The following is a 19035-nucleotide window of genomic DNA, read 5'->3' as shown; positions in this document are numbered from 1 at the left end:
GAAGCGGCCGTAAGAGGCACGCCACCGGCGCACCGATCATCGCCGCGCGGGTGCTGGGCAATGTCGAAATTTTGGCCGATCTTTGACCTGAATCATCGGCCGAGACACGGCGACTGTGGCATTTCTGTGCCAGTTCGGTTGGAAGAATGCTTCTGTGCTGGGTGTTAACCATGCATCAACTGGACCCGGTGCAGTTTCGTTGCGTTGCAGTGTAGTTCTCGAAACCGGAAGGTCTGTCATGGCCGACGAACTGAAAAGCTTCAGGAAAGATTGGAAACGCTGGTCGCCGGCGGAACGGCTGGTTGCCGTCACCATCCTGGTCCTGATCGCCCTGCTGGGCGCGCCGGCTGCCGCCGGCCTGTTCTGATCACCCGCTCTGCCCACCCGCTGCGGTCGCTCATCGGTCGGTCACGGGTGGCTCACTCTGTGGCGAACGGGCCACGGCTGCGCTCCGGCAGGGCTGTCTTTACGGGCTCTTAACCCTCGCGCCATAGGCTTGGTCGGCTCGGACAGTTCCTGGGACGGTTGGGCGCCACAAGCGGTCGGAGCGTTGCACCTCCACCCTGCGGCACCGACGGGCGCTCGCTGGAGGGCGCCGACCGGGGAGGATCCGGCATATTCCGCCAAGGCCCTGGCCCCTCTCGCTGGACACGCCCGATGACCTTCTCCGCCCATTCCGCCGTGACGGAACAGAAGCTTCTGAGACAGCGCCTCGACGCCGCCTTCGCCGAGGCCGCCAAGCCCCTGTCGCGGGACGAGGTGACGGACATCCTCCGGACCATCCTGGGCAGCATGGATGGCGACATCTCCGCAACCGACCTGCGGCTCTACAAGGAGGTCGTCGACCTCGCCAAATACATCGAGACGGCCAAGCAGGAGATCGCGGCGCTCCAGCCCGCGGAAATCCGCGACGAACATATCCGCACCGCCACGGACGAACTGGACGCGGTGATCGGCGCGACGGAGAAGGCGACCTTCGCCATCTTCGACGCCTGCGACGCCATCGGCGCCATCGCCGGGCAGTCGGATGCGGAAACCGCGGCCAAGCTGAACGACCAGATCACGGCGATCTACGAAGCCTGCAACTTCCAGGACATTACCGGCCAGCGCATCAGCAAGGTGGTGCGGACGCTGAAGCACATCGAATCGAAGGTGGACATGATCGTCGCCGCCTTCGGCAGCGAAGTGCGCCAGAACCACGCCCCCCGGCTGGCCAAGCTGGCGGCGGAGGATGCCGAGGCCGCCGTCCATTACGAACCGATGAGCGCGGAGGAGGCGGACCAGCAGCTTCTGCATGGGCCGCAGCTGCCGGGCAACGCCATGGACCAGGACGAAATCGACCGCCTGCTCGCCAGCTTCGACTGACGCCATGCTGGCCGGCAAACCCTCCAGTGGGCTCACCAACGGTCGGACGACCCAAAGCCGCGGAGCGGGTCCGGCAGGCGCCGGGCTTGTGACGCTGCGGGCCGGCCGTGGGGGCGGGGGCCTTGGGGGCGGGCAGGAACATGCCAATCCCAACAACGGCAGCATCCTGCTTCTGCTGTCGCTGTTCCTGCTGCTGCTGGTCTTCTTCATCGTGCTGAACGCCCATTCGGTGCACACCGTGCAGAAGGTGAAGGCGGTCGCCGCCTCGCTGGAGCGGACCTTCCCGAGCTTCGTCATCGATCCGCGCCTGCGCGATGGGACGGATCCGGTGGCCTCGCGCGCCGGGACGGTCTTCGCGGTGCAGCGGCTCGACGGCGTCGGCACGCTGTTTGCCACCGAAATTGCGGTCGCGAAGGTTGAGGTGGTCGCTCCCGGCCAGCTGCTGGAGGTGCGTCTGCCCGCCGACGACCTGTTCGTCCCCGGCACCATGATGCTGCGGCCGGACCGTCAGGGCCTGATCGACCGGATCGCCGACGCGCTGCGCCAGTCGCGCCAGGGCGAGCGGGTGGAACTGGACGCGCTGCTGGGCATCGGCCCGACGGGAACGCCCAGCCAGCCGCCGGGACCGGTCGCCCGTGCCGGCGCCTTGGCACGCGCGCTGATCGCCGACGGAGCACCGGCCCGCAACGTCACCGTCGGAATCGAGCGCGGCGAGCCGGGCGGGGTGCGTCTGCTGTTCTCCCTGCGCTGGGACGAGGATGGGACGGCCAGGCGCAGGCCGGAGGTGCGGAAATGATCCGCGTCCCCAACATATCCGGCAGGTCGGGAGCCGAGGATCGCGGCGGACAGCGCAAGACGCTGTGGCTGATCAGCTTCACGGACCTGATCTCCTTGATGCTCGCCTTCTTCGTTCTGATGTATTCGATGAGCGAGCCGGAGGCCGAACGCTGGACCCGTCTGGCGAAGGGCGTGGCGGACTCGATTCCCGCCGCGCGGTCCACCGCCGCCGCACCATCCGACCGGCCGGCCGATCCGTCGGCAGCCTTCAACGCGCAAGCGGTGGAGCAGCGGGCGGCGATTGACCTGCATTATCTGGCGGCCCTGCTTGGCAGCCAGCTGCGGTCGAATGCCGAGTTGTCGGTGGTCGATGTCCGGCGTGAGGACGACCGCGTCGTCATCCGCCTGCCGGGGGAACGGATGTTCGACCCGACCGGTGCCGCCTTCACCGAGGAGGGGCGGCGGGTTCTGTTCCTGCTTGGCGCCGTCATCGGCCGCATCGGCAACCGGATCGAGCTGGTCGGCCATGCGGAGCGCGAGGACCCGGCCGGCGGTGTGGCCTGGGAAAGGGCGCTGACCAGGGCGGTCGCCGTCTCCGCCGCGTTGCGGGAAACCGGCTATCGCCGCGATCTGGTAGCGCGGGCCGTGATGATGCCGGTCGAAGGGGCTGGCGGCGGACGCCTGCCGGTGGATATCGTGGTGCGAGAGGAAGGAGCGGATTGAGGTGACTGACCGGTCGGCATATCGGAGAAAGCGCTGGCTGCGCGGCTGTGCCGCCGCGGTGGCGCTGCTGGCCGTGCCGGTCCTGCTGTCCCCTCTGCCGTCCGACGCAGCTACCGTGCCGGTGCGTGGCGGCACCCACAAGGAATTCGGACGGCTGGTCTTCGACTGGCCGGCCAAGGTGGACTACACCGCATCGGTCGAGGGGGAGCGGCTGGTCATCGCCTTCGCCGAGCCCATCGACGCCCAACTGGACCGTCTGGTTCGGGCGCTGCCCGATTATTTGGCCGGCGGCCGGGTGGAGGCGGACGGCAAGACTGTCTCCTTCGACCTGAAACGCCCGGTTTCGCTGAAGAGCTTCCGCAACGGCAACGCCGTCGCCATCGACCTGTCCCCCGCCGCGGCCCAACCCGCTACAACGCAACCTGCTGCGACGGCGTCGTCAGGAACGGAACCGGCAAAGGCGGAGGCTGCCAAGCCGGTGCCGTCCGCCGGCCGGGTTCGGGTGCGGGGGGCGGATCAACCTGACCAGAGCCGCCTGACCTTCGACTGGCCGTCACCGGTCGGTTATTCGGTCAAGCGCGACGGGGCGGCCGTGACGGTCTTCTTCGAAAAGGGCGGCGCCGCCGACCTGTCTGCAGTGACCAAGGCGAAGCTGCGCAACATCCAGAACGTGGAGTCCTACCGCCAGGCGGACGGTGCGTTGGCCGTTACCCTGGCCGTGCCGCAGGATGCCGAGGTCAGCGACAGCGCGTCGGGCAAATCCGTGATTCTGTCGGTCGGCAATCCGGGATCGCGTGCCGGGCTGCCGAAGACCGAAGCCGCGCCTCCGGTCGCGGGATCGCAGGGGGCGATACCGCCGCAGGGCGGCCAGGGAAGCAGTCAAGCGCCTGCCGCCGACGGGCCGATCGTTGCGTCGACGACGACCAGCCGCTCGGCCACCGCCGCCAATGCGGCGACCGCGACACCCGCCGCCACCGCGGCCGCTGGCGCTCAGCCGGCACCTCCGGCGGAAGCCAAGGCGGCACCGACGACACCGACGGATGCCAAGGCTCAGCCGGTGGCCGGACCCAAGGGGCCGGTTCTGACCTTCGAGACCGGCGGGCCGTCATCCATCGCGGTTTATCCGCGCGCCGGTCAGCTCTATGTGGTGTTCGACCGGCCCATGCCAATCGGCGCCGGCAAGCTCAGCGGTCCCGGAGCGGAGCTGATGGGGGCGGTGGAGCCGGTGCCGGCGACCGGCGGCAGCGTGTTCCGCACCAAGATCGGTCCGATGGTCTGGCCGACTGTGGAGCGGCAGGGCACGACCTGGCGCATCCTGTCCTCCGGCCGTCCCGCCAACATGGGCAGCGCCGGCGACCTGCGGGTCGAGCCCGATCCCGATTTCCTGCTGGGCGCCCGGCTGCTGGTTCGCGCCCCCGACGCGGCCAACGTCGTCCAGTTCGCCGATCCCGACGTCGGCGACCGCATTCAGGTGGTGCCGCTGCCCAGCCCGGGGCGCGGCCTGCCCGAGCCCCACCGCTATCCGGATCTGGAGGTCATGCCCTCCTACCAGGGCGTTGTGGTGCGGCCGATCTCCGACAATGTGACGGTTCGCGCGATCAAGGAGGGGGTGGAACTGACCACCGCCGGCGGCCTGCACTTGTCGCCTGCCGCCGATGCCGGCAATCCCGCAGTGGCACCGCCACCCGCCGCCATGCCCGTCCCGGCACAGCAGTCGGCGCCGCAGCCGGTGCCGGCCCAGCTTGCCGCCGCCCCGCAGCCCGTCCCGCCGACCGGCGGTGCTTCGTCCATGGAGCCGCCGAAGGCGCAGCCCGCGCAAGGTCAGGCCCAGGCGCAGGGTCGCCGACTGTTCAACCTGCCGGCCTGGAAGCACGGCGATCTGGACAACTTCACCCAGGCGCGCCAGGACCTCCAGCTTGCCGTCGTCAACGCACCGGAGTCGGAGCGGGCAAAGGCGCAGCTCGACCTCGCCCGCTTCTATTTCGCCAACGGTTTCGGTCAGGAGACGCTGGGCCTGCTGGACGTGCTGCAGCAGAACCAGCCGGACCTGGAGGGTTGGCCGGAATTCCGCGCGCTGCGCGGGGCCGCCCGCGTGCTGGCCGGCGACCTGGAGGGCGGCGAGGCCGACCTGTCGATTCCGTCGCTGGCCAATAACCCGGAAGCCAATCTATGGCGTGCCGCCATCGCCGCCGACCGGCGCGACTGGCCGAAGGCGATGGCCGGGTTCAAGGCGTCGGGCCAGATCCTGAACGGCTACCCGGAACCGATGATCGGCAAGCTCGGCCTGCGGGCGGCGGAGGCGGCGCTGGAGACGCGCGACACCGCCACCGCCAAGCGGCTGTTCGACCGCGTGATCGAACACAGCGGCCCGGAACAGGAAGAGAATCCGCAGACACAGTATTTGCGCGGCCTGCTCTATGCCCAGACCGGTGAGACCGATCAGGCGCGCGAGCAGCTGACCGCCGCCTTCAACAGCTACGACCGCTTCTATCGCGCCAAGGCCGGGCTGGCGCTGACCAACCTTGAGCTTTCCGAAGGCAAGATGTCGCCGACCGCAGCGGCGGAGCAACTGGCCGGTCTGACCTTCACCTGGCGCGGCGACGACCTGGAGATGCAGATCCGCTCGCGCATGGGCGAGGTGCTGATCGCCGGTGGCGAATATGCCAAGGGCTTCAACACCATGAAGGAAACGGCGGCCCTGGTCGCCGACACGCCGCGGGCGGAGGCGATCACCAGGGAGATGTCGCGCATCTTCGCCGACCTGTTCAAGGACGGGGCGCAGCGCCTGCCGACCTTGGACGCGCTGCAGCTCTACGACCAGTTCCGCGAATTGACCCCGGTGGGCGAGGCCGGCGACGAGATCATCCGGCAGTTGGCGGAGCGGCTGATCTCCATCGATCTGCTGAACCGGGCCGCCGACCTTCTGCAGCATCAGGTGGAATTCCGCCTGTCCGGTCTGGACAAGGCGCGGATCGGTACGCGGCTCGCCTCCGTCCGTCTGCTCGACAACAAGCCGGAAGAGGCGCTGAAGGCGCTGGAACTTTCGAACATCGCCGGGCTGCCGGCCGATCTGGCGGCCGAACGGCGGCTGATGCAGGCAAAGGCGCTGGCCGAACTGAACCGTGGTGAGGAGGCGATGCAGCTGCTGGCGCAGGACGACAGCGGCAATGCCAATCTGCTGCGCGTCGACATCGCCTGGAGGGGCCAGAAGTGGGATGCCGCGGCGCTGGCCCTCAACAAGGTGATCGGGCCGCCGCCGGGGCCCGGCAAGCCGCTGGACCCCAACATGTCGCAGCTGGTGCTGAACCGTGCGGTCGCGCTGGCGCTCGCCGGCGACGGAAACGGGCTGAACCTGCTGAAGAAGGACTTCGAAGGGTCGATGAAGGGCGGGCCGAACGAGGATGCCTTCCGCATCCTGACCCGCCCCGAACAGGCGATGGGTCTGATCGACGTGGGGACCATCCGCTCCCGCGTGGCGGAGGTGGATATGTTCAAGAAGTTCCTGAAGGAATATCGCGGCGGCAAGCAGTCCGCGGACAAGCCGACATCCTGAGGCGGCGGGACGCACCCTGCGGGGGGACGGACCCGTCCCGCCGCCCCTTCCGCGCCGTTACTTCGGCAGCAGAACCTTGTCGATGACGTGGACCACGCCGTTCGACTGCTGGACATCGGCGATGGTGACACGGGCCATGTTGCCCGACGCGTCGGCGACCATCACGGCATCGCTGGTCTGGGTGAAGGTCAGCGGCATGCCTTCCACCGTCTTCAGCATCGCCTTGCCATTGCCCTTCTTGATGTCGGCCACGAGATCCTTGGCGTCCAGCTTGCCGGGCACGACGTGATAGGTCAGCACCTTGGTCAGCTGGCCCTTGTTCTCAGGCTTCAGCAGCGTGTCGACGGTGCCGGCGGGCAAGGCCGCGAAGGCGTCGTTGGTCGGGGCGAAGACGGTGAAGGGGCCCTTGCCGTTCAGCGTGTCGACCAGCCCGGCGGCCTTCACGGCGGCGACGAGCGTGGTGTGGTCCTTCGACTGGGACGCGTTCTCCACGATGGTCTTGTTGGGGTACATCGGCGCGCCGCCGACCATCTTCTCCATGGCGGCATTGGCGCAACCGGCAAAAAGAAGGGTGGCGATCGCCACGGTGGCAACCTTCTTCATAGCATTCCCTCTTGTCGGTGAAGGTCCGCTTCCCGCGGACACACCACCGTTACGGGGGAGGCTTCCGGTCAGATCACAGCTGTTCTCCGACGAGGTGCCGATTTTCTTTTCTCGAAGGAGGTAGGTCTTTCGGATTTCTGTTCCCCCGACCGTGCGGCGGACAGGGGGAACAGCGGATTTGCCGGCCCTATAGTTGCACCTGCGTGCCCAACTCCACCACGCGGTTGGGCGGCAGCTTGAAGAAGTCGGTGGCGCTGACCGACGTGCGGGACATCACGACGAACAGCTTCTCGCGCCACAGCGCCATCTGCGAGTTCATCTGCGGGATCAGCGTCTCGCGGCCGAGGAAGAAGGAGGTCGCCATCACGTCGAACTCCAGCCCGAATGCCTTGCACAACCGCAGCGCCTTCGGGATGTTCGGCTCCTGCGAGAAGCCGTAGCGCACGGTGATACGGTAGAAGCCCTCGGCCAGCCCTTCCACCACCACGCGGTCCTTGGCGGGAACGCGCGGCACGTCCTCCACCACCACCGTGACGAAGACGATGCGTTCATGCAGGACCTGATTGTGCTTCAGGTTGTGCAGCAGCGCGATCGGCACGGTGTTGGAGCTGGAGGTCATGAAGACCGCCGTGCCCTTCACCCGAAGGATGTCGGAGGACTTCGCCTGCCGCTTGATGAAGGCGTCGAGCGGCAGCGATTCCTCTGCCAGACGCATGGTCAGCACGGCCCGGCCGCGACGCCAGGTGGCCATCAGGCCGAGCGTCAGGACGGCGATCACCAGAGGCACCCAGCCGCCATGGGGGATTTTCACCGCATTGGCGGCGAAGAAGGAGATCTCGATGGTCAGGAACACGGCTCCGACGCCGAGGCAGAGCGGCAGGCTCCAGTTCCAGCGGCGTCGCGCCACCACCAGGAACAGGGTGGTGGTGATGATCATGTCGCCGGTCACGGCGATGCCGTAGGCCGCCGCCAGACGGCTGGAGGACTGGAACAGCACCACCAGCCCCAGCACGGCGGCCAGGAGGCCCCAATTGGCGCGGGGGATGTAGATCTGCCCCTCCTCCTCGTTGGAGGTATGGCGGATGTCCAGGCGTGGGCAGAGGCCCAGTTGCACAGCCTGCCGGGTCAGGGAGAAGACGCCTGAGATCACCGCTTGGCTGGCGATGACGGTGGCGGCCGTGGACAGGCCGATCAGGGGGTAGAGCCCCCATTCCGGCGCCAACAGATAGAAGGGGCTGCGTACCGCCGACGGATCGCTCAGCAGGAGGGCGCATTGACCGAGATAGTTCAGCAGCAGCGCCGGCAGCACCACGGCCAGCCAGGCCACTTGGATCGGGCGGCGGCCGAAATGGCCCATGTCGGCATAGAGCGCCTCGCCGCCGGTCACCGCCAGCACCACGGCGCCCAGCACCAGGAAGCCGGCCACGCCGTGGTTGGCGAAGAAGGACAGCGCGTGGAGCGGGTTGAAGGCGACCAGGACGCCCGGCTGCTGCACAACCTCGACCAGCCCAAGGATGCCGAGCGTCGAGAACCATGCCAGCATGATCGGGCCGAACAGCGCGCCGACGCGCGAGGTGCCATGGCTTTGGATGGCGAACAGGGCGATCAGGATGGCGACCGTCAGCGGCACCACGACCGATTCCAGCGCCGGCTCCGCCACCTCCAGGCCTTCGACCGCGGACAGCACGGACATCGCCGGGGTGATCATGCCGTCGCCATAGAACAGCGCGGCGCCGAACAGGCCCAGCGCGGTCAGCAGGGTCAGACGGCCCGACGCATCCGGCCGCGTCTTCGACGCCAGCGCCAGCAGGGACAGGATGCCGCCCTCGCCCTTGTTGTCGGCCCGCATGACGAAGCCCACATACTTCACGGTGACGACCATCACCAGGGCCCAGAACACCAGCGACATGATGCCGAGGATGTTGTCGGGGGTCAGTGCCAGCCCATGCTCGCCGCCGAAGCATTCGCGTAGCGTGTAGAGCGGGCTGGTGCCGATGTCGCCGAAAACGACCCCGAGCGCGCCCAGGGTCAGCGTCGCGAGCTTGCCGGTGTCTGGCGGCGCGGCCTTCAAAGCGGTGTCAGTCATGCAGTGGTTGCGGTCCGAGGTTGGTCCGTCGTTGCGATGGCGCCCGGTGCGACGGTGACGGCACCGACTGTCGAACCCCGGTTGGGCGGTCGCGACAGGTCGGAGCCGTCCGGCGGTCCGGCCCCCTTGCCGGTTCCCCGCCTACGCTCATCGGCTTCCTCATACGCGTTTACGACGGCGGATGCCAGCGCGCGCTTGCGCGGCGAAGCCCAGGCGCGGGGGATGCGACGAAGTGCGCAGGGCAGTTCGCGCTCTGCGTGTGTCTTCCGCCCCTATCCGTTCCTCAGAGCGTGCCGAAACTGCGCGCCAGCGATCCGGCGATCAGGTACCACCCGTCGACCAGCACGAAGAAGATGATCTTGAACGGGATGGCGACCATGGTCGGCGGCAGCATCATCATGCCCATCGACATCAGGATCGACGACACCACCATGTCGATGATCAGGAAGGGCAGGAACAGCAGAAAGCCGATTTCGAACCCGCGCTTGATCTCCGAGATCATGAAGGCTGGGACCAGGACGTGCAGCGGCATGTCGGAGGGCTCCGGCACCGATTGGATGCGCGCCATGTCCATGAACAGCCGCAGATCCTTCTCGCTGGTGTGGTTCAGCATGAACTCGCGGAGCGGCGCCACCGTGCGGCGGAACGCCTCCATCTCGTCGATTTCCTGATTGATCAGCGGCTGGATGCCCTGGTTGTAGCTGCGCTCGAACACCGGGGCCATGACGAAGAAGGTCAGGAACAGGGCCAGCGACATCATCACCGTGGTTGGCGGCACCTGCTGCACGCCCAGCGCGTTGCGCAGGAAGGACAGCACGATGACGATGCGGGTGAAGGCCGTCATCATGATCAGGATCGAAGGCGCCAGCGACAGCACCGTGATCAGCGCAACCATCTGGACGATGCGGCCGGTGGCGGTGCCGCCGGCATCGCCCAGATCGAAGGTCAGGCTCTGCGCCAGGGCCGGCCCGGCGCTGATGCCGACGAAGACGCCGATGGCAAGCGACAGCAGCAGCCCGGCGGAGAGCGGCTTCCAGCGACCCGTGAGGCGACGGAGGACCGCTATCATTGCGGCTGGCTCCCCGCCGCGACTGCGGCGGCGGGCGGGGCGGCGGGCGGGGCGGCGGGCGAAGCGGCGGGTGCCGTGTCGGCCGACTTGGCCAACGCGCTGTCGAAGCCGCCGGCCGGCGCGCTGTCGATCAGCAGGTCGCCGTTGGCGCTCAGCAGGATCAGATGCTCGCGGTCATCGCGGCGGATCAGAACCAGCCGTCGCTTGGCGTCGATCGGCAGCGCCTCTACCACGCTCAGCCGGCGCTGGCGGGCGCGGCCGCGCACGGTGCCGCTGGCCATGCCGACGCGGCGCATCACCCAGGCGACGACCATGATCAGCGCCACCACGAAGAATAGCGCCATCAGGAAACGGATATACTGGTCGAGATCCATGGGAGCGGCAGGCTTTCTCTAATCAGGGCAGTTCGTCTGTGCGGCCGGGGCCGGTACGCCCATAGGCGGCGGCGGCGCGCTGTCGGGCGGTGTGCGGATCGTCGCGCCCCGCCAGTGCGGCGGCGATGGAATGCTCACGCTTGGCCTGCTGGTCGGCCAGGGCGGCAGCCAGTGGATCCAAGGCGGCGACGAGGTTGCCGAGCGGGCCGAGCAAGGCCCGCGCCTCGCTGTGCGGCATCCCCTCCGCCTCGGCGCAGAGGCGGGCGACGCGGTCCTCCAGCCCGGCAAGGTCGATCAGCACGCCGGCTTCCGCCTCCGCCCGCGCCTCTTCCAGGGCGGCACCGAGGCTTGCCGCCCGTTGGGTGAGTTCTGCGACGGAAAAGGCATCCTGAGGAGAGCGGGGAGGGGATGGCGGACGGGTCACGGCTTGTCCTCCATATGCGTGGCGGCCATGGGCTTGGCAGGTTCTTCCGGCTGCGGTTCCGGCGGCAGGGTGCCGTTCGCGCGGTAGACGTAGGCAAGGACCTCGGCCACGGCGGCGATGGCCTCCACCGGAATGTCGCTGTCGACCTCGATCGCCGACAGGATCTCCACCAGATCGGCATCCTCGCGCACCTTGACGCCGTTGGCGAAGGCGACCTCCAGGATCTGCTCCGCGACCGTTCCCTTGCCGGTGGCGACGATCCGCGGCAGGGTCTGGGTCCCCAGTTCGTATTTCAGCGCGACGGCAACCGGACGCCGCGCAGGCATGGGCCCGGACGGGCGCGGTGGCGTACCGGCCGGCTTCGATGCGGGGGAGCGGGACTGCGCGGACAAAAGGCGGCCTTTTCAAGGGGTCCTTCCTGGCCCGCATCCTGGACCGGTAGGCTTAACGAACTGTAAAGGCGGTCCGCCGGTGCGACTGGCGATTGCCGGGATTCACTCTTCGTTAACGCAAACCGGCGACGATTGGGAGTGCGGCCTTCCAATGGCTATTCTGCCGGAGGTTTGGCGTCGGTCGTTTTGCGTCGGTCGGCGTGACCGGAGGCATCAAGGACGGGATCAGGGCCATGGACCTCGGAAATCTCGGCATCTTCAAGCTGATGTCACGCAAGATGGACTGGCTGACCCAGCGTCAGGAAGTCATCTCGCAGAACATCGCCAACGCCAACACGCCCGAGTACAAGAGCCGCGACCTGAAGTCCTTCAGCTTCCGTGACGCGCTGAGCGACAACCGGCGGCTGACCCCGGCGGCCACCGATCCGTCCCATCTGGCCGGCACCCGCGGTCCCGGCGGCCTCGCCAAGGAACAGAAGGTGCGCGACCCGTACGAGACGGCGCCGGACGGCAACAACGTCGTCCTGGAAGAGCAGATGATGCGGATGGGTCAGAACGCGATGGATTACCAGACCATCACCAACCTGTACAAAAAGCAGGTCACGATGATCAAGTCGGCGATCCGCTCCGGCGGCTGACCGGCTTTGTTTGCGGTCGTTTAGGGTTTGCGGGCGTTCGAGGAGGCTGTTGCTATGGATCTCTACAAGTCGATGGCGGTATCCGCCTCGGGCCTGAAGGCTCAGGGCACGCGCCTGAAGGTCATTGCGGAGAATCTGGCCAACGCCAACACCACGGCGGAAACGCCGGGCGATCTGCCCTATCGCCGCAAGACGGTGATCTTCAAGAACGAGCTGGACCGGGCGATGGACGTGGACAAGGTCCGCGTCGCCAAGGTCGGCGTCGACAAGGGCGACTTCCAGCGCCGCTACGACCCGTCCCACCCGTCGGCCGACGCCGAGGGTTACGTCCTGCTGCCCAACGTCAATTCGCTGGTCGAGGCGATGGACATGCGCGAGGCCCAACGCAGCTACGAAGCGAACCTGTCGGCCATCGATACCGCGCGCCAGATGCTGACCCGCACCATCGACATTCTGCGCGCCTGATTTCTCCCGTCCCATCGCTCCATCTCCCTGACCGACCGGAACCGCCGCCATGATCAATCCGCTGAACGCCGCTGCGGCCTACGCCACCACCGCCGCCAAGACGACTGGGCCCGGCCTTGCCGCGCGCGACGGCGCCTCCTTCGGCGATGTGCTGGAACAGGCGGCCAAGGAGACCATCGGCACCTTGAAGAAGAACGAGGACATGTCGGCGCTCGCCTCCGTCGGCAAGGCCGACCTGAACGAGGTGGTCCAGGCCGTGACCAACGCCGAGGTGACGCTGCAGACCGTCACCGCCGTTCGCGACAAGGTTCTGAACGCCTATCAGGAAATCCTGCGCATGCCGATGTGACGGTTGGCCGTCCTTCACAACCGCATCGAAGCAGCCTGCACCGAAGCAACCATCGTCATGAGCGAGACCGAAGTCATCGAGCTTTGCCGCACCTCGATTGTCACACTGGTGATCGTGTGCGGGCCGATTCTCGTCATCATGATGCTTCTCGGCACCGTGATCTCGATCTTCCAGGCCGTCACGCAGATCAGCGAACAGACCCTGGCCATGGTGCCGAAGGTGATGCTTGTTTTCGGGCTGAGCATCCTGCTGATGCCCTTCATGCTGGGCAAGCTGACCGAGTTCTTCGAGCATGAGGTTGCCGACCGCATCGTCGCCATCGGCGTCGGCGCCCACGACAATGGCGGCGCACCCTTCACGCCGGGCACCGGCATAACGCCGGCCCCGGCGCCGACCGCGGCCGCGGCGGGCGGATGAACGTTCTTCAGCAGCTTCTGGGCGAGCAGATCTTCGTCTGGATGTTGGTCTTCCTGCGGGTCGGCACCGCCTTCAGCGTGATGCCGACCATCGGCGACGCCTTCATCACCCCACGCACGCGTCTGCTGTTCGCGCTGGCGGTCAGCGTGCTGGTGGCGCCGGTGATCCGGCCGCAACTGCCGCCAATGCCCGGCGGTCCCTTTCAGCTTGTGGTGCTGGCGGCGGGCGAGATGACAATCGGCATCTTCCTCGGCACCATCGCGCGGCTGCTGATGGGAACGCTGGAAGTCGCCGGAACCATCATCAGCCTGCAGAGCGGCTTGGCCAATGCCCAGATCTTCAACCCGGCGCTGGCCACTGCGGGCTCGCTGCCGGGCGCGCTGATGGGCTGGCTGGGACTGCTCCTGCTGTTCGTGACCGACCTGCATCATCTGCTGATCATGGCAGTGGTCGACAGCTACGTCACCTTCACGCCGGGAGCGGCGATTCCGGTGGACGACATGGCGAACGTGATCGGGCAGCTGGTGTCGAAGACCTTCCTGCTGGGGGTTCAGATGTCCGCCCCCTTCCTGATCACCGGCATCCTGTTCGCGCTGGCGCTCGGGCTGCTGAACAAGCTGGCGCCGCAGGTGCAGGTGTTCCAGATCTTCACATCCGTCCAGGTGCTGTTGGGACTGTTCCTGTTCGCACTGACTCTGGGCGCCATGATGCTGTTCTGGCTGTCGCGGTTCGAATCGAGCTTCATCGAGCTGCTGAAGCCGCTGTAGAGGGAGGACGCCGATGTCGGAAGATGCGGACGAATCCTCCAAAACAGAGGACCCGACATCCAAGAAACTGGAAGAGGCCCACAAACAGGGCCAGTTCGCGATGACCCGCGAGGCCGCGAACTGGTTGATGGTTGCGGCGATGCTGGTCGTGCTGGTCGCCATTCTGCCCGGCACGATGAAGGGGATGGTCTTCCGCCTGAACTACTACTTCGAGAACCTGGATCAGATCACCTTCGACCGCGCCGGGGTCGGTGCGCTGCTGTTCCGAGTGATGGCTGATGCCATGTGGGCCCTGTGGCTGCCGATCCTGCTGTTCGTCGTGGCCGGTGTGCTCTCGACCCTTGGGCAGATCGGCTTCAATGTCTCCTGGAAGCTGATCGAACCGAAATTCTCCAAGCTGAATCCGCTGCCCGGTCTGATGAACCTGTTCAAGGCCAACCAGGGGGTGGAGCTGTTGAAGAGCATCGCCAAGCTGGCGGTGGTCGGCGGCGTCGCCTACATGGCGCTGAAGCCGATGTTTGGGGCTGTGGAAACCTATATCGGCATCGACATGATCGCGATGCTGCTGCAGATCGACAGTCTGGCGCACCGCCTGCTGATCTGGGTCCTCGTCGTCCTGACCTTCATCGCCGCCGGGGACTTCCTGTGGCAGAAGACCCAGTTCGACAAGAAGATGAAGATGACGAAGCAGGAGGTGAAGGACGAGCACAAGCAGGCCGAGGGCGATCCCGTGGTCAAGGGCCGCATCCGCCAGCTTCGCTTCGAACGCGCGCGCAAACGCATGATGGCCGCCGTGCCCAATGCCGATGTGGTGGTCACCAACCCGACCCACTTCGCGGTGGCCCTGAAATACGATCCCAGCCAAATGGGCGCGCCGCTGGTGCTGGCGAAGGGTGTGGATCAGGTCGCCTTCAAGATTCGCGAGATCGCCGAATCGAACAACGTCCCGGTCATAGAAAACCCGCCTCTCGCCCGTGCGCTCTATGCCGCATGCGATATCGACGAAGAAGTTCCATCCGAGCACTATCGGGCGGTCGCCGAAGTCATTACCTATGTCTTCAAGCTGAAAGGGCGGTCGCTGCGCAACTGATGCGCGCCTGGAACGGTTGACGGCACCGGGTGGGACGACTGACCTTCGTGCGCTGTGACATTGGGGGCTTGGGGTTCTGGTGCCTGGAGATCTGGTGGACGATTCGACTTCCCTTTCCGACACCGCACGCAACGCAGTCAACCGCGCGGCACCGTCCGGCGGGCCTTTGATGCTGCTCCAGTACTGTCTGGCGCCGGCCGGGCTGCTGGTCCTTGCCGCCGGCCTGCTGCTGGACCGGGAAGAGATCGGATGGACGGGAGCGGTGCTGGCGGCAGCGGGCGTCGCCCTGCTGATCGGCCGCAGCATCGCCGTCGTCCGGCGGTCGGCGCGCATCGGCGCACTGCTGGGCGGGGCGCTGGAAGGCATGCCCGCGGGCCAACTGGTCTGCGACGGTGCCGACGATGTGGTCTTCGTCAATGCCGCTTTCCGCGAGCTTGCCGGCTGGCGCCGCGGTGAACGGCCGCTGGATGCGCTGGCACGCCAGTTCTCCGACGATCCCGACAGCGCGCGCGAGTTCCGCCGCCTGCGCGAACGGGTGCGGGCGGGAGCCGCGGCGTCCGCCGAACTGGCGATCCCGGCGCTGGACCACAATCCGCCGGAATGGCGCAAGGTTCAGGGCCAGCCGGTGCCCGGTTTTGCCGGCTCCGTCCATTGGCGGATCGAGGACATCACCGCGCGGCGCGAGTTGGAGCATGTGATGCTGCGCGAGCAGGCCAAGCTCGCCGATTTCATGGAACATGCGCCGGTCGGCTTCTTTTCCGTCGACCAGAACGGCCAGTTCCTGTTCGTCAACGCAACCCTGGCCCAATGGCTGGAGGCCTTTCCCGGTGATCTAACCGATGGGGAGGCATGCCTCCACGGTATCCTGGCCGCTCCGCCGCAGTCCGCGGCACCATACGATCTGTTCGACCATGGCGGCGGCGAGCAGCGCGGCGAACTGACCATGGTGGGGCTGCGCGGCCGCCGGTTCCAGGTGGCGGTGGCACAGAGCGTTGTGCATGCCGACGACGGGACGATCCACACCCGGTCGGTGGTGCGCGATCTGTCGCCCGAACGGGAATGGCAGGAGGCTCTGCGCCAGTCCGAACAGCGGTTCCAGCGCTTCTTCGAGGATGCGCCGATCGGCATCGCGCTGGTCGACGAGACCGGCCAACTGACGGAATGCAACGAGGCCTTTCTGGCGCTGATCGGCAGCGAGGCCGGCAGCGTCATCAACCGCCCGATGGCCGACCTGATCGTCCCGGCGGAGCGCGAGGCGGTGACCGCCCGCCTGAAGTCGGTCCAGGGCGGCGCCGATCCGGCCCATCCGCTGGAGGTCCGGCTGTCCGGCGGCCGGGAACTGACGGCCCAGCTCTATGCCCGGCGCCTTGCCAACCCGGTGCGCACGGATGGGCGCGGCGAGGCCGAGAAGAACGGGCAGGCCGATAAGAATGGGTTGGGTGTCGGCCTGATCCTGCACTTCATCGACATGACCGAGCGCAAGAGCCTGGAGGCCCAGTTCGCCCAGTCGCAGAAGATGCAGGCGGTCGGCCAGCTGGCCGGCGGCGTCGCCCACGACTTCAACAACCTGCTGACGGCGATGATCGGCTTCTGCGACCTGCTGCTGCTGCGGCACAAGCCGGGCGACCAGTCCTTCAGCGACATCATGCAGATCAAGCAGAACGCCAACCGCGCCGCCAACCTGGTGCGGCAGCTTCTGGCCTTCTCGCGCCAGCAGACCCTTCAGCCGCGCGTCATCAACGTCACCGATGTGCTGGCGGAGTTGGCGAACCTGCTGCGCCGGCTGATCGGCGAGAACATCGAATTGAAGATGATCCACGGCCGCGACCTGGGGCTGGTCAAGGTCGATCAGAACCAGCTGGAGCAGGTCATCATCAATCTGGTGGTCAATGCCCGCGACGCCATGGCCGGCGGCGGCAAGCTGACCATCAACACCACCAACTACATCGTCACCCAGCCCGAACGGCGGGAGCATGAGACGGTGCCGCCCGGCAGCTACGTCTCCATCGACGTGATCGACACCGGCTGCGGCATCGCGCGGGAGAATCTGCAGCGCATCTTCGAGCCCTTCTACACGACCAAGGAGGTCGGGTCGGGCACCGGGCTCGGCCTGTCGACCGTCTATGGCATTGTGCGGCAGACCGGCGGCTTCGTGCTGGTCGATTCGGCGGTGGGGGAGGGGACGACCTTCACCATCCTGCTGCCGCACCATCAGGGCGAACTGCGCCCCGTCGATACGGCGGAGCCGCGTGAGCGCCGCGGCAGCGACCTGACCGGCACCGGCACCATCCTGCTGGTCGAGGACGAGGACGCGGTGCGCGTCTTCTCCGCCCGCGCGTTGCGCAACAAGGGCTATCAGGTGCTGGAGGCGAAGAACGGAGAGGCGGCGCTGCAGCAGATCGAGACCAACGGCGCGTCCATCGACCTGCTGATCACCGACGTGGTGATGCCCCAGATGGACGGTCCGACGCTGGCCCGCCATGTCCGCAAGCTGCGCCCGGAGATGCGGGTGATCTTCATCTCCGGCTATGCCGAGGACCGTCTGGGCGAGATCGACGGCGTCGAAGTCGCCCATTTCCTGCCCAAACCCTTCTCGCTGAAGCAGCTGGCCTCCAAGGTGAAGGAGGTCATCCGCGACGCGCGGTGAGGGACCGGTGGAGATACAAATTCGTTCGCGAAAACGGGCCCGGAAATCCCCCGTAAAATAGGAACGCACAGGCAACATCAGCCCTTGCAAATGAGAACGAAGAGAGTACATTCAGCCTCGTTGCAAGAGCGCCGACCGTGTGTTCTAAGAGAGGGGTACCGGGCATGTCGTCCGCACAGCTTCGTTTGGTCGAGAAGGATTCCATGGACAAGCAGAAGGCGCTCGATGCCGCCCTGAGCCAGATCGAACGTGCGTTCGGCAAGGGCTCGATCATGAAGCTCGGCGCCCGTGAGAACTCGGTCGAGACGGAGGTCATTTCCACCGGCTCCCTGGGTCTCGACATCGCGCTGGGTATCGGCGGCCTGCCGAAGGGCCGCATCATCGAGATTTACGGGCCGGAAAGCTCGGGCAAGACCACGCTGGCGTTGCACGCCATCGCCCAGGCCCAGAAGGCCGGCGGCACCTGCGCCTTCGTCGACGCGGAGCATGCGCTCGACCCGTCCTATGCCCGCAAGCTGGGCGTCAACATCGACGAACTGCTGATCTCCCAGCCGGATGCCGGCGAACAGGCGCTGGAGATCGCCGACACGCTGGTGCGCTCCGGCGCCATCGACGTGCTGGTGGTCGACTCGGTCGCCGCGCTGGTGCCGCGCGCCGAGTTGGAAGGCGAGATGGGCGACAGCCATGTCGGCCTGCACGCCCGCCTGATGAGCCAGGCGCTGCGCAAGCTGACCGGCTCGATCTCCAAGTCGAACTGCCTGGTGATCTTCATCAACCAGATCCGCCTGAAGATCGGCGTGATGTTCGGCAACCCGGAGACGACGACCGGGGGCAACGCGCTGAAGTTCTACGCCTCCGTGCGTCTCGACATCCGCCGCATCGGCTCGATCAAGGACCGCGACACCGTCGTCGGCAACCAGACCCGCGTCAAGGTGGTGAAGAACAAGATGGCCCCGCCGTTCCGCGTGGTCGAGTTCGACATCATGTACGGCGAGGGCGTGTCGAAGGTCGGCGAGCTGCTCGACCTGGGCATCCAGGCCGGTGTGGTCGACAAGTCGGGTGCATGGTTCAGCTATGACGGCACCCGCATCGGCCAGGGCCGCGAGAACGCCAAGACCTACCTGCGCAACAACCCCGAGATGGCCGATGCGATCGAGGCCAAGATCCGCGGCAACGCCGGTCTGGTCGCCGACGCCATGATGGGAACCCCGGAAGCCGACGGCGAAGCCTCCACTCCGGAGTGACGACAGCGGATATCGGATGAAAGGCCCCGCCTCCCGAAAGGTAGGCGGGGCC

General features: G+C 66.8%; 19 protein-coding genes. 13 read left to right on the top strand and 6 right to left on the bottom strand.

The genetic code is table 11. The annotated features are described in order from the left end of the window. Positions 1-238: 238 nt before the first annotated feature. From FZ983_RS34965 to FZ983_RS00695, 5 genes are all read left to right on the top strand, one after another. Positions 239-367 (top strand): hypothetical protein, encoded by a 129-nt coding sequence (locus tag FZ983_RS34965; RefSeq protein ID WP_255542855.1) that lies wholly within the window; start codon positions 239-241, stop codon positions 365-367. Positions 368-657: 290 nt separating this feature from the next. Next, positions 658-1365, top strand: a complete 708-nt coding sequence (locus FZ983_RS00710; protein WP_149221737.1) for a protein phosphatase CheZ — start codon at positions 658-660, stop codon at positions 1363-1365. 88 nt (positions 1366-1453) lie between these two features. Next, on the top strand, positions 1454-2161 hold the full coding sequence (locus FZ983_RS00705; RefSeq protein WP_247883508.1) for a hypothetical protein: 708 nt from the start codon (positions 1454-1456) through the stop codon (positions 2159-2161). Then, the gene (locus FZ983_RS00700) at positions 2158-2865 is read left to right on the top strand and encodes a flagellar motor protein MotB (protein WP_149221735.1); all 708 of its coding nucleotides are present in this window, start codon (positions 2158-2160) and stop codon (positions 2863-2865) included. Before FZ983_RS00705 ends, FZ983_RS00700 begins: the two co-directional genes overlap by 4 nt. Before the next feature lies 1 nt (position 2866). Further along, entirely contained in the window at positions 2867-6418 is a 3552-nt protein-coding gene (locus FZ983_RS00695) for a tetratricopeptide repeat protein (RefSeq protein ID WP_149221734.1), read from the top strand. Between the two features lie 57 nt (positions 6419-6475). Here the strand turns inward: FZ983_RS00695 and FZ983_RS00690 are convergent, their stop codons facing one another. The 6 genes from FZ983_RS00690 to FZ983_RS00665 form a co-directional block, all read right to left on the bottom strand. After that, a complete protein-coding gene (locus FZ983_RS00690) occupies positions 6476-7021 on the bottom strand; it encodes a fasciclin domain-containing protein (protein WP_149221733.1) in 546 nt (181 codons plus the stop codon). Between the two features lie 187 nt (positions 7022-7208). Beyond that, positions 7209-9107 carry a potassium transporter Kup gene (locus FZ983_RS00685; protein WP_149221732.1) on the bottom strand — a complete coding sequence of 633 codons (1899 nt, stop codon included), beginning with the start codon at positions 9105-9107 and terminating at the stop codon, positions 7209-7211. A gap of 283 nt (positions 9108-9390) precedes the next feature. Beyond that, complete coding sequence (gene fliP / locus FZ983_RS00680) at positions 9391-10176, bottom strand: flagellar type III secretion system pore protein FliP (RefSeq protein ID WP_149221731.1); 786 nt, start codon at positions 10174-10176, stop codon at positions 9391-9393. Then, positions 10173-10550, bottom strand: a complete 378-nt coding sequence (locus FZ983_RS00675; protein ID WP_149221730.1) for a flagellar biosynthetic protein FliO — start codon at positions 10548-10550, stop codon at positions 10173-10175. The genes fliP and FZ983_RS00675 overlap by 4 nt, the downstream gene beginning before the upstream one ends. A 22-nt stretch (positions 10551-10572) precedes the next feature. After that, positions 10573-10974 (bottom strand): hypothetical protein, encoded by a 402-nt coding sequence (locus FZ983_RS00670; RefSeq protein ID WP_149221729.1) that lies wholly within the window; start codon positions 10972-10974, stop codon positions 10573-10575. Beyond that, positions 10971-11300, bottom strand: coding sequence for an EscU/YscU/HrcU family type III secretion system export apparatus switch protein (locus FZ983_RS00665; RefSeq protein WP_188092217.1), 330 nt, complete (start codon positions 11298-11300; stop codon positions 10971-10973). Before FZ983_RS00665 ends, FZ983_RS00670 begins: the two co-directional genes overlap by 4 nt. A gap of 299 nt (positions 11301-11599) precedes the next feature. On the opposite strand from FZ983_RS00665, the gene flgB reads away from it, so the two are divergent. The 8 genes from flgB (at position 11600) to recA (ending at position 18983) form a co-directional block, all read left to right on the top strand. After that, positions 11600-12004 carry a flagellar basal body rod protein FlgB gene (gene flgB / locus FZ983_RS00660; protein WP_149221727.1) on the top strand — a complete coding sequence of 135 codons (405 nt, stop codon included), beginning with the start codon at positions 11600-11602 and terminating at the stop codon, positions 12002-12004. Between the two features lie 54 nt (positions 12005-12058). Next, positions 12059-12469 carry a flagellar basal body rod protein FlgC gene (gene flgC / locus FZ983_RS00655; RefSeq protein WP_149221726.1) on the top strand — a complete coding sequence of 137 codons (411 nt, stop codon included), beginning with the start codon at positions 12059-12061 and terminating at the stop codon, positions 12467-12469. Positions 12470-12518: 49 nt separating this feature from the next. Further along, the gene (gene fliE / locus FZ983_RS00650; protein ID WP_149221725.1) at positions 12519-12818 is read left to right on the top strand and encodes a flagellar hook-basal body complex protein FliE; all 300 of its coding nucleotides are present in this window, start codon (positions 12519-12521) and stop codon (positions 12816-12818) included. Between the two features lie 57 nt (positions 12819-12875). Further along, complete coding sequence (locus FZ983_RS00645; RefSeq protein ID WP_014247800.1) at positions 12876-13235, top strand: flagellar biosynthetic protein FliQ; 360 nt, start codon at positions 12876-12878, stop codon at positions 13233-13235. Further along, on the top strand, positions 13232-14002 hold the full coding sequence (gene fliR / locus FZ983_RS00640; RefSeq protein WP_149221724.1) for a flagellar biosynthetic protein FliR: 771 nt from the start codon (positions 13232-13234) through the stop codon (positions 14000-14002). The genes FZ983_RS00645 and fliR overlap by 4 nt, the downstream gene beginning before the upstream one ends. A 13-nt stretch (positions 14003-14015) precedes the next feature. Then, entirely contained in the window at positions 14016-15092 is a 1077-nt protein-coding gene (flhB, locus tag FZ983_RS00635; RefSeq protein ID WP_149221723.1) for a flagellar biosynthesis protein FlhB, read from the top strand. A 94-nt stretch (positions 15093-15186) separates the two neighbouring features. After that, positions 15187-17739, top strand: a complete 2553-nt coding sequence (locus tag FZ983_RS00630) for an ATP-binding protein (RefSeq protein ID WP_149221722.1) — start codon at positions 15187-15189, stop codon at positions 17737-17739. A 164-nt stretch (positions 17740-17903) separates the two neighbouring features. Next, entirely contained in the window at positions 17904-18983 is a 1080-nt protein-coding gene (gene recA / locus FZ983_RS00625) for a recombinase RecA (RefSeq protein ID WP_149221721.1), read from the top strand. Positions 18984-19035: the final 52 nt, after the last annotated feature.

Origin of the sequence: Azospirillum sp. B21, from assembly GCF_008364825.1 — a bacterium.
GTDB lineage: Bacteria > Pseudomonadota > Alphaproteobacteria > Azospirillales > Azospirillaceae > Azospirillum.
This window is presented reverse-complemented; position numbering and strand designations above follow the sequence as displayed.

What these genes read in the sequence shown, in the direction of transcription:
- FZ983_RS00700 (WP_149221735.1), top strand. Translation starts at nt 2,158, where the DNA reads ATGATCCGCGTCCCCAACATATCCGGCAGGTCGGGAGCCGAGGATCGC.
- fliR (WP_149221724.1), top strand. Translation starts at nt 13,232, where the DNA reads ATGAACGTTCTTCAGCAGCTTCTGGGCGAGCAGATCTTCGTCTGGATG.
- FZ983_RS00645 (WP_014247800.1), top strand. Translation starts at nt 12,876, where the DNA reads ATGAGCGAGACCGAAGTCATCGAGCTTTGCCGCACCTCGATTGTCACA.
- flhB (WP_149221723.1), top strand. Translation starts at nt 14,016, where the DNA reads ATGTCGGAAGATGCGGACGAATCCTCCAAAACAGAGGACCCGACATCC.
- recA (WP_149221721.1), top strand. Translation starts at nt 17,904, where the DNA reads ATGTCGTCCGCACAGCTTCGTTTGGTCGAGAAGGATTCCATGGACAAG.
- FZ983_RS00675 (WP_149221730.1), bottom strand. Translation starts at nt 10,550, where the DNA reads ATGGATCTCGACCAGTATATCCGTTTCCTGATGGCGCTATTCTTCGTG.
- FZ983_RS00685 (WP_149221732.1), bottom strand. Translation starts at nt 9,107, where the DNA reads ATGACTGACACCGCTTTGAAGGCCGCGCCGCCAGACACCGGCAAGCTC.
- flgC (WP_149221726.1), top strand. Translation starts at nt 12,059, where the DNA reads ATGGATCTCTACAAGTCGATGGCGGTATCCGCCTCGGGCCTGAAGGCT.
- FZ983_RS34965 (WP_255542855.1), top strand. Translation starts at nt 239, where the DNA reads ATGGCCGACGAACTGAAAAGCTTCAGGAAAGATTGGAAACGCTGGTCG.
- FZ983_RS00710 (WP_149221737.1), top strand. Translation starts at nt 658, where the DNA reads ATGACCTTCTCCGCCCATTCCGCCGTGACGGAACAGAAGCTTCTGAGA.
- fliP (WP_149221731.1), bottom strand. Translation starts at nt 10,176, where the DNA reads ATGATAGCGGTCCTCCGTCGCCTCACGGGTCGCTGGAAGCCGCTCTCC.
- FZ983_RS00665 (WP_188092217.1), bottom strand. Translation starts at nt 11,300, where the DNA reads ATGCCTGCGCGGCGTCCGGTTGCCGTCGCGCTGAAATACGAACTGGGG.
- FZ983_RS00690 (WP_149221733.1), bottom strand. Translation starts at nt 7,021, where the DNA reads ATGAAGAAGGTTGCCACCGTGGCGATCGCCACCCTTCTTTTTGCCGGT.
- fliE (WP_149221725.1), top strand. Translation starts at nt 12,519, where the DNA reads ATGATCAATCCGCTGAACGCCGCTGCGGCCTACGCCACCACCGCCGCC.
- flgB (WP_149221727.1), top strand. Translation starts at nt 11,600, where the DNA reads ATGGACCTCGGAAATCTCGGCATCTTCAAGCTGATGTCACGCAAGATG.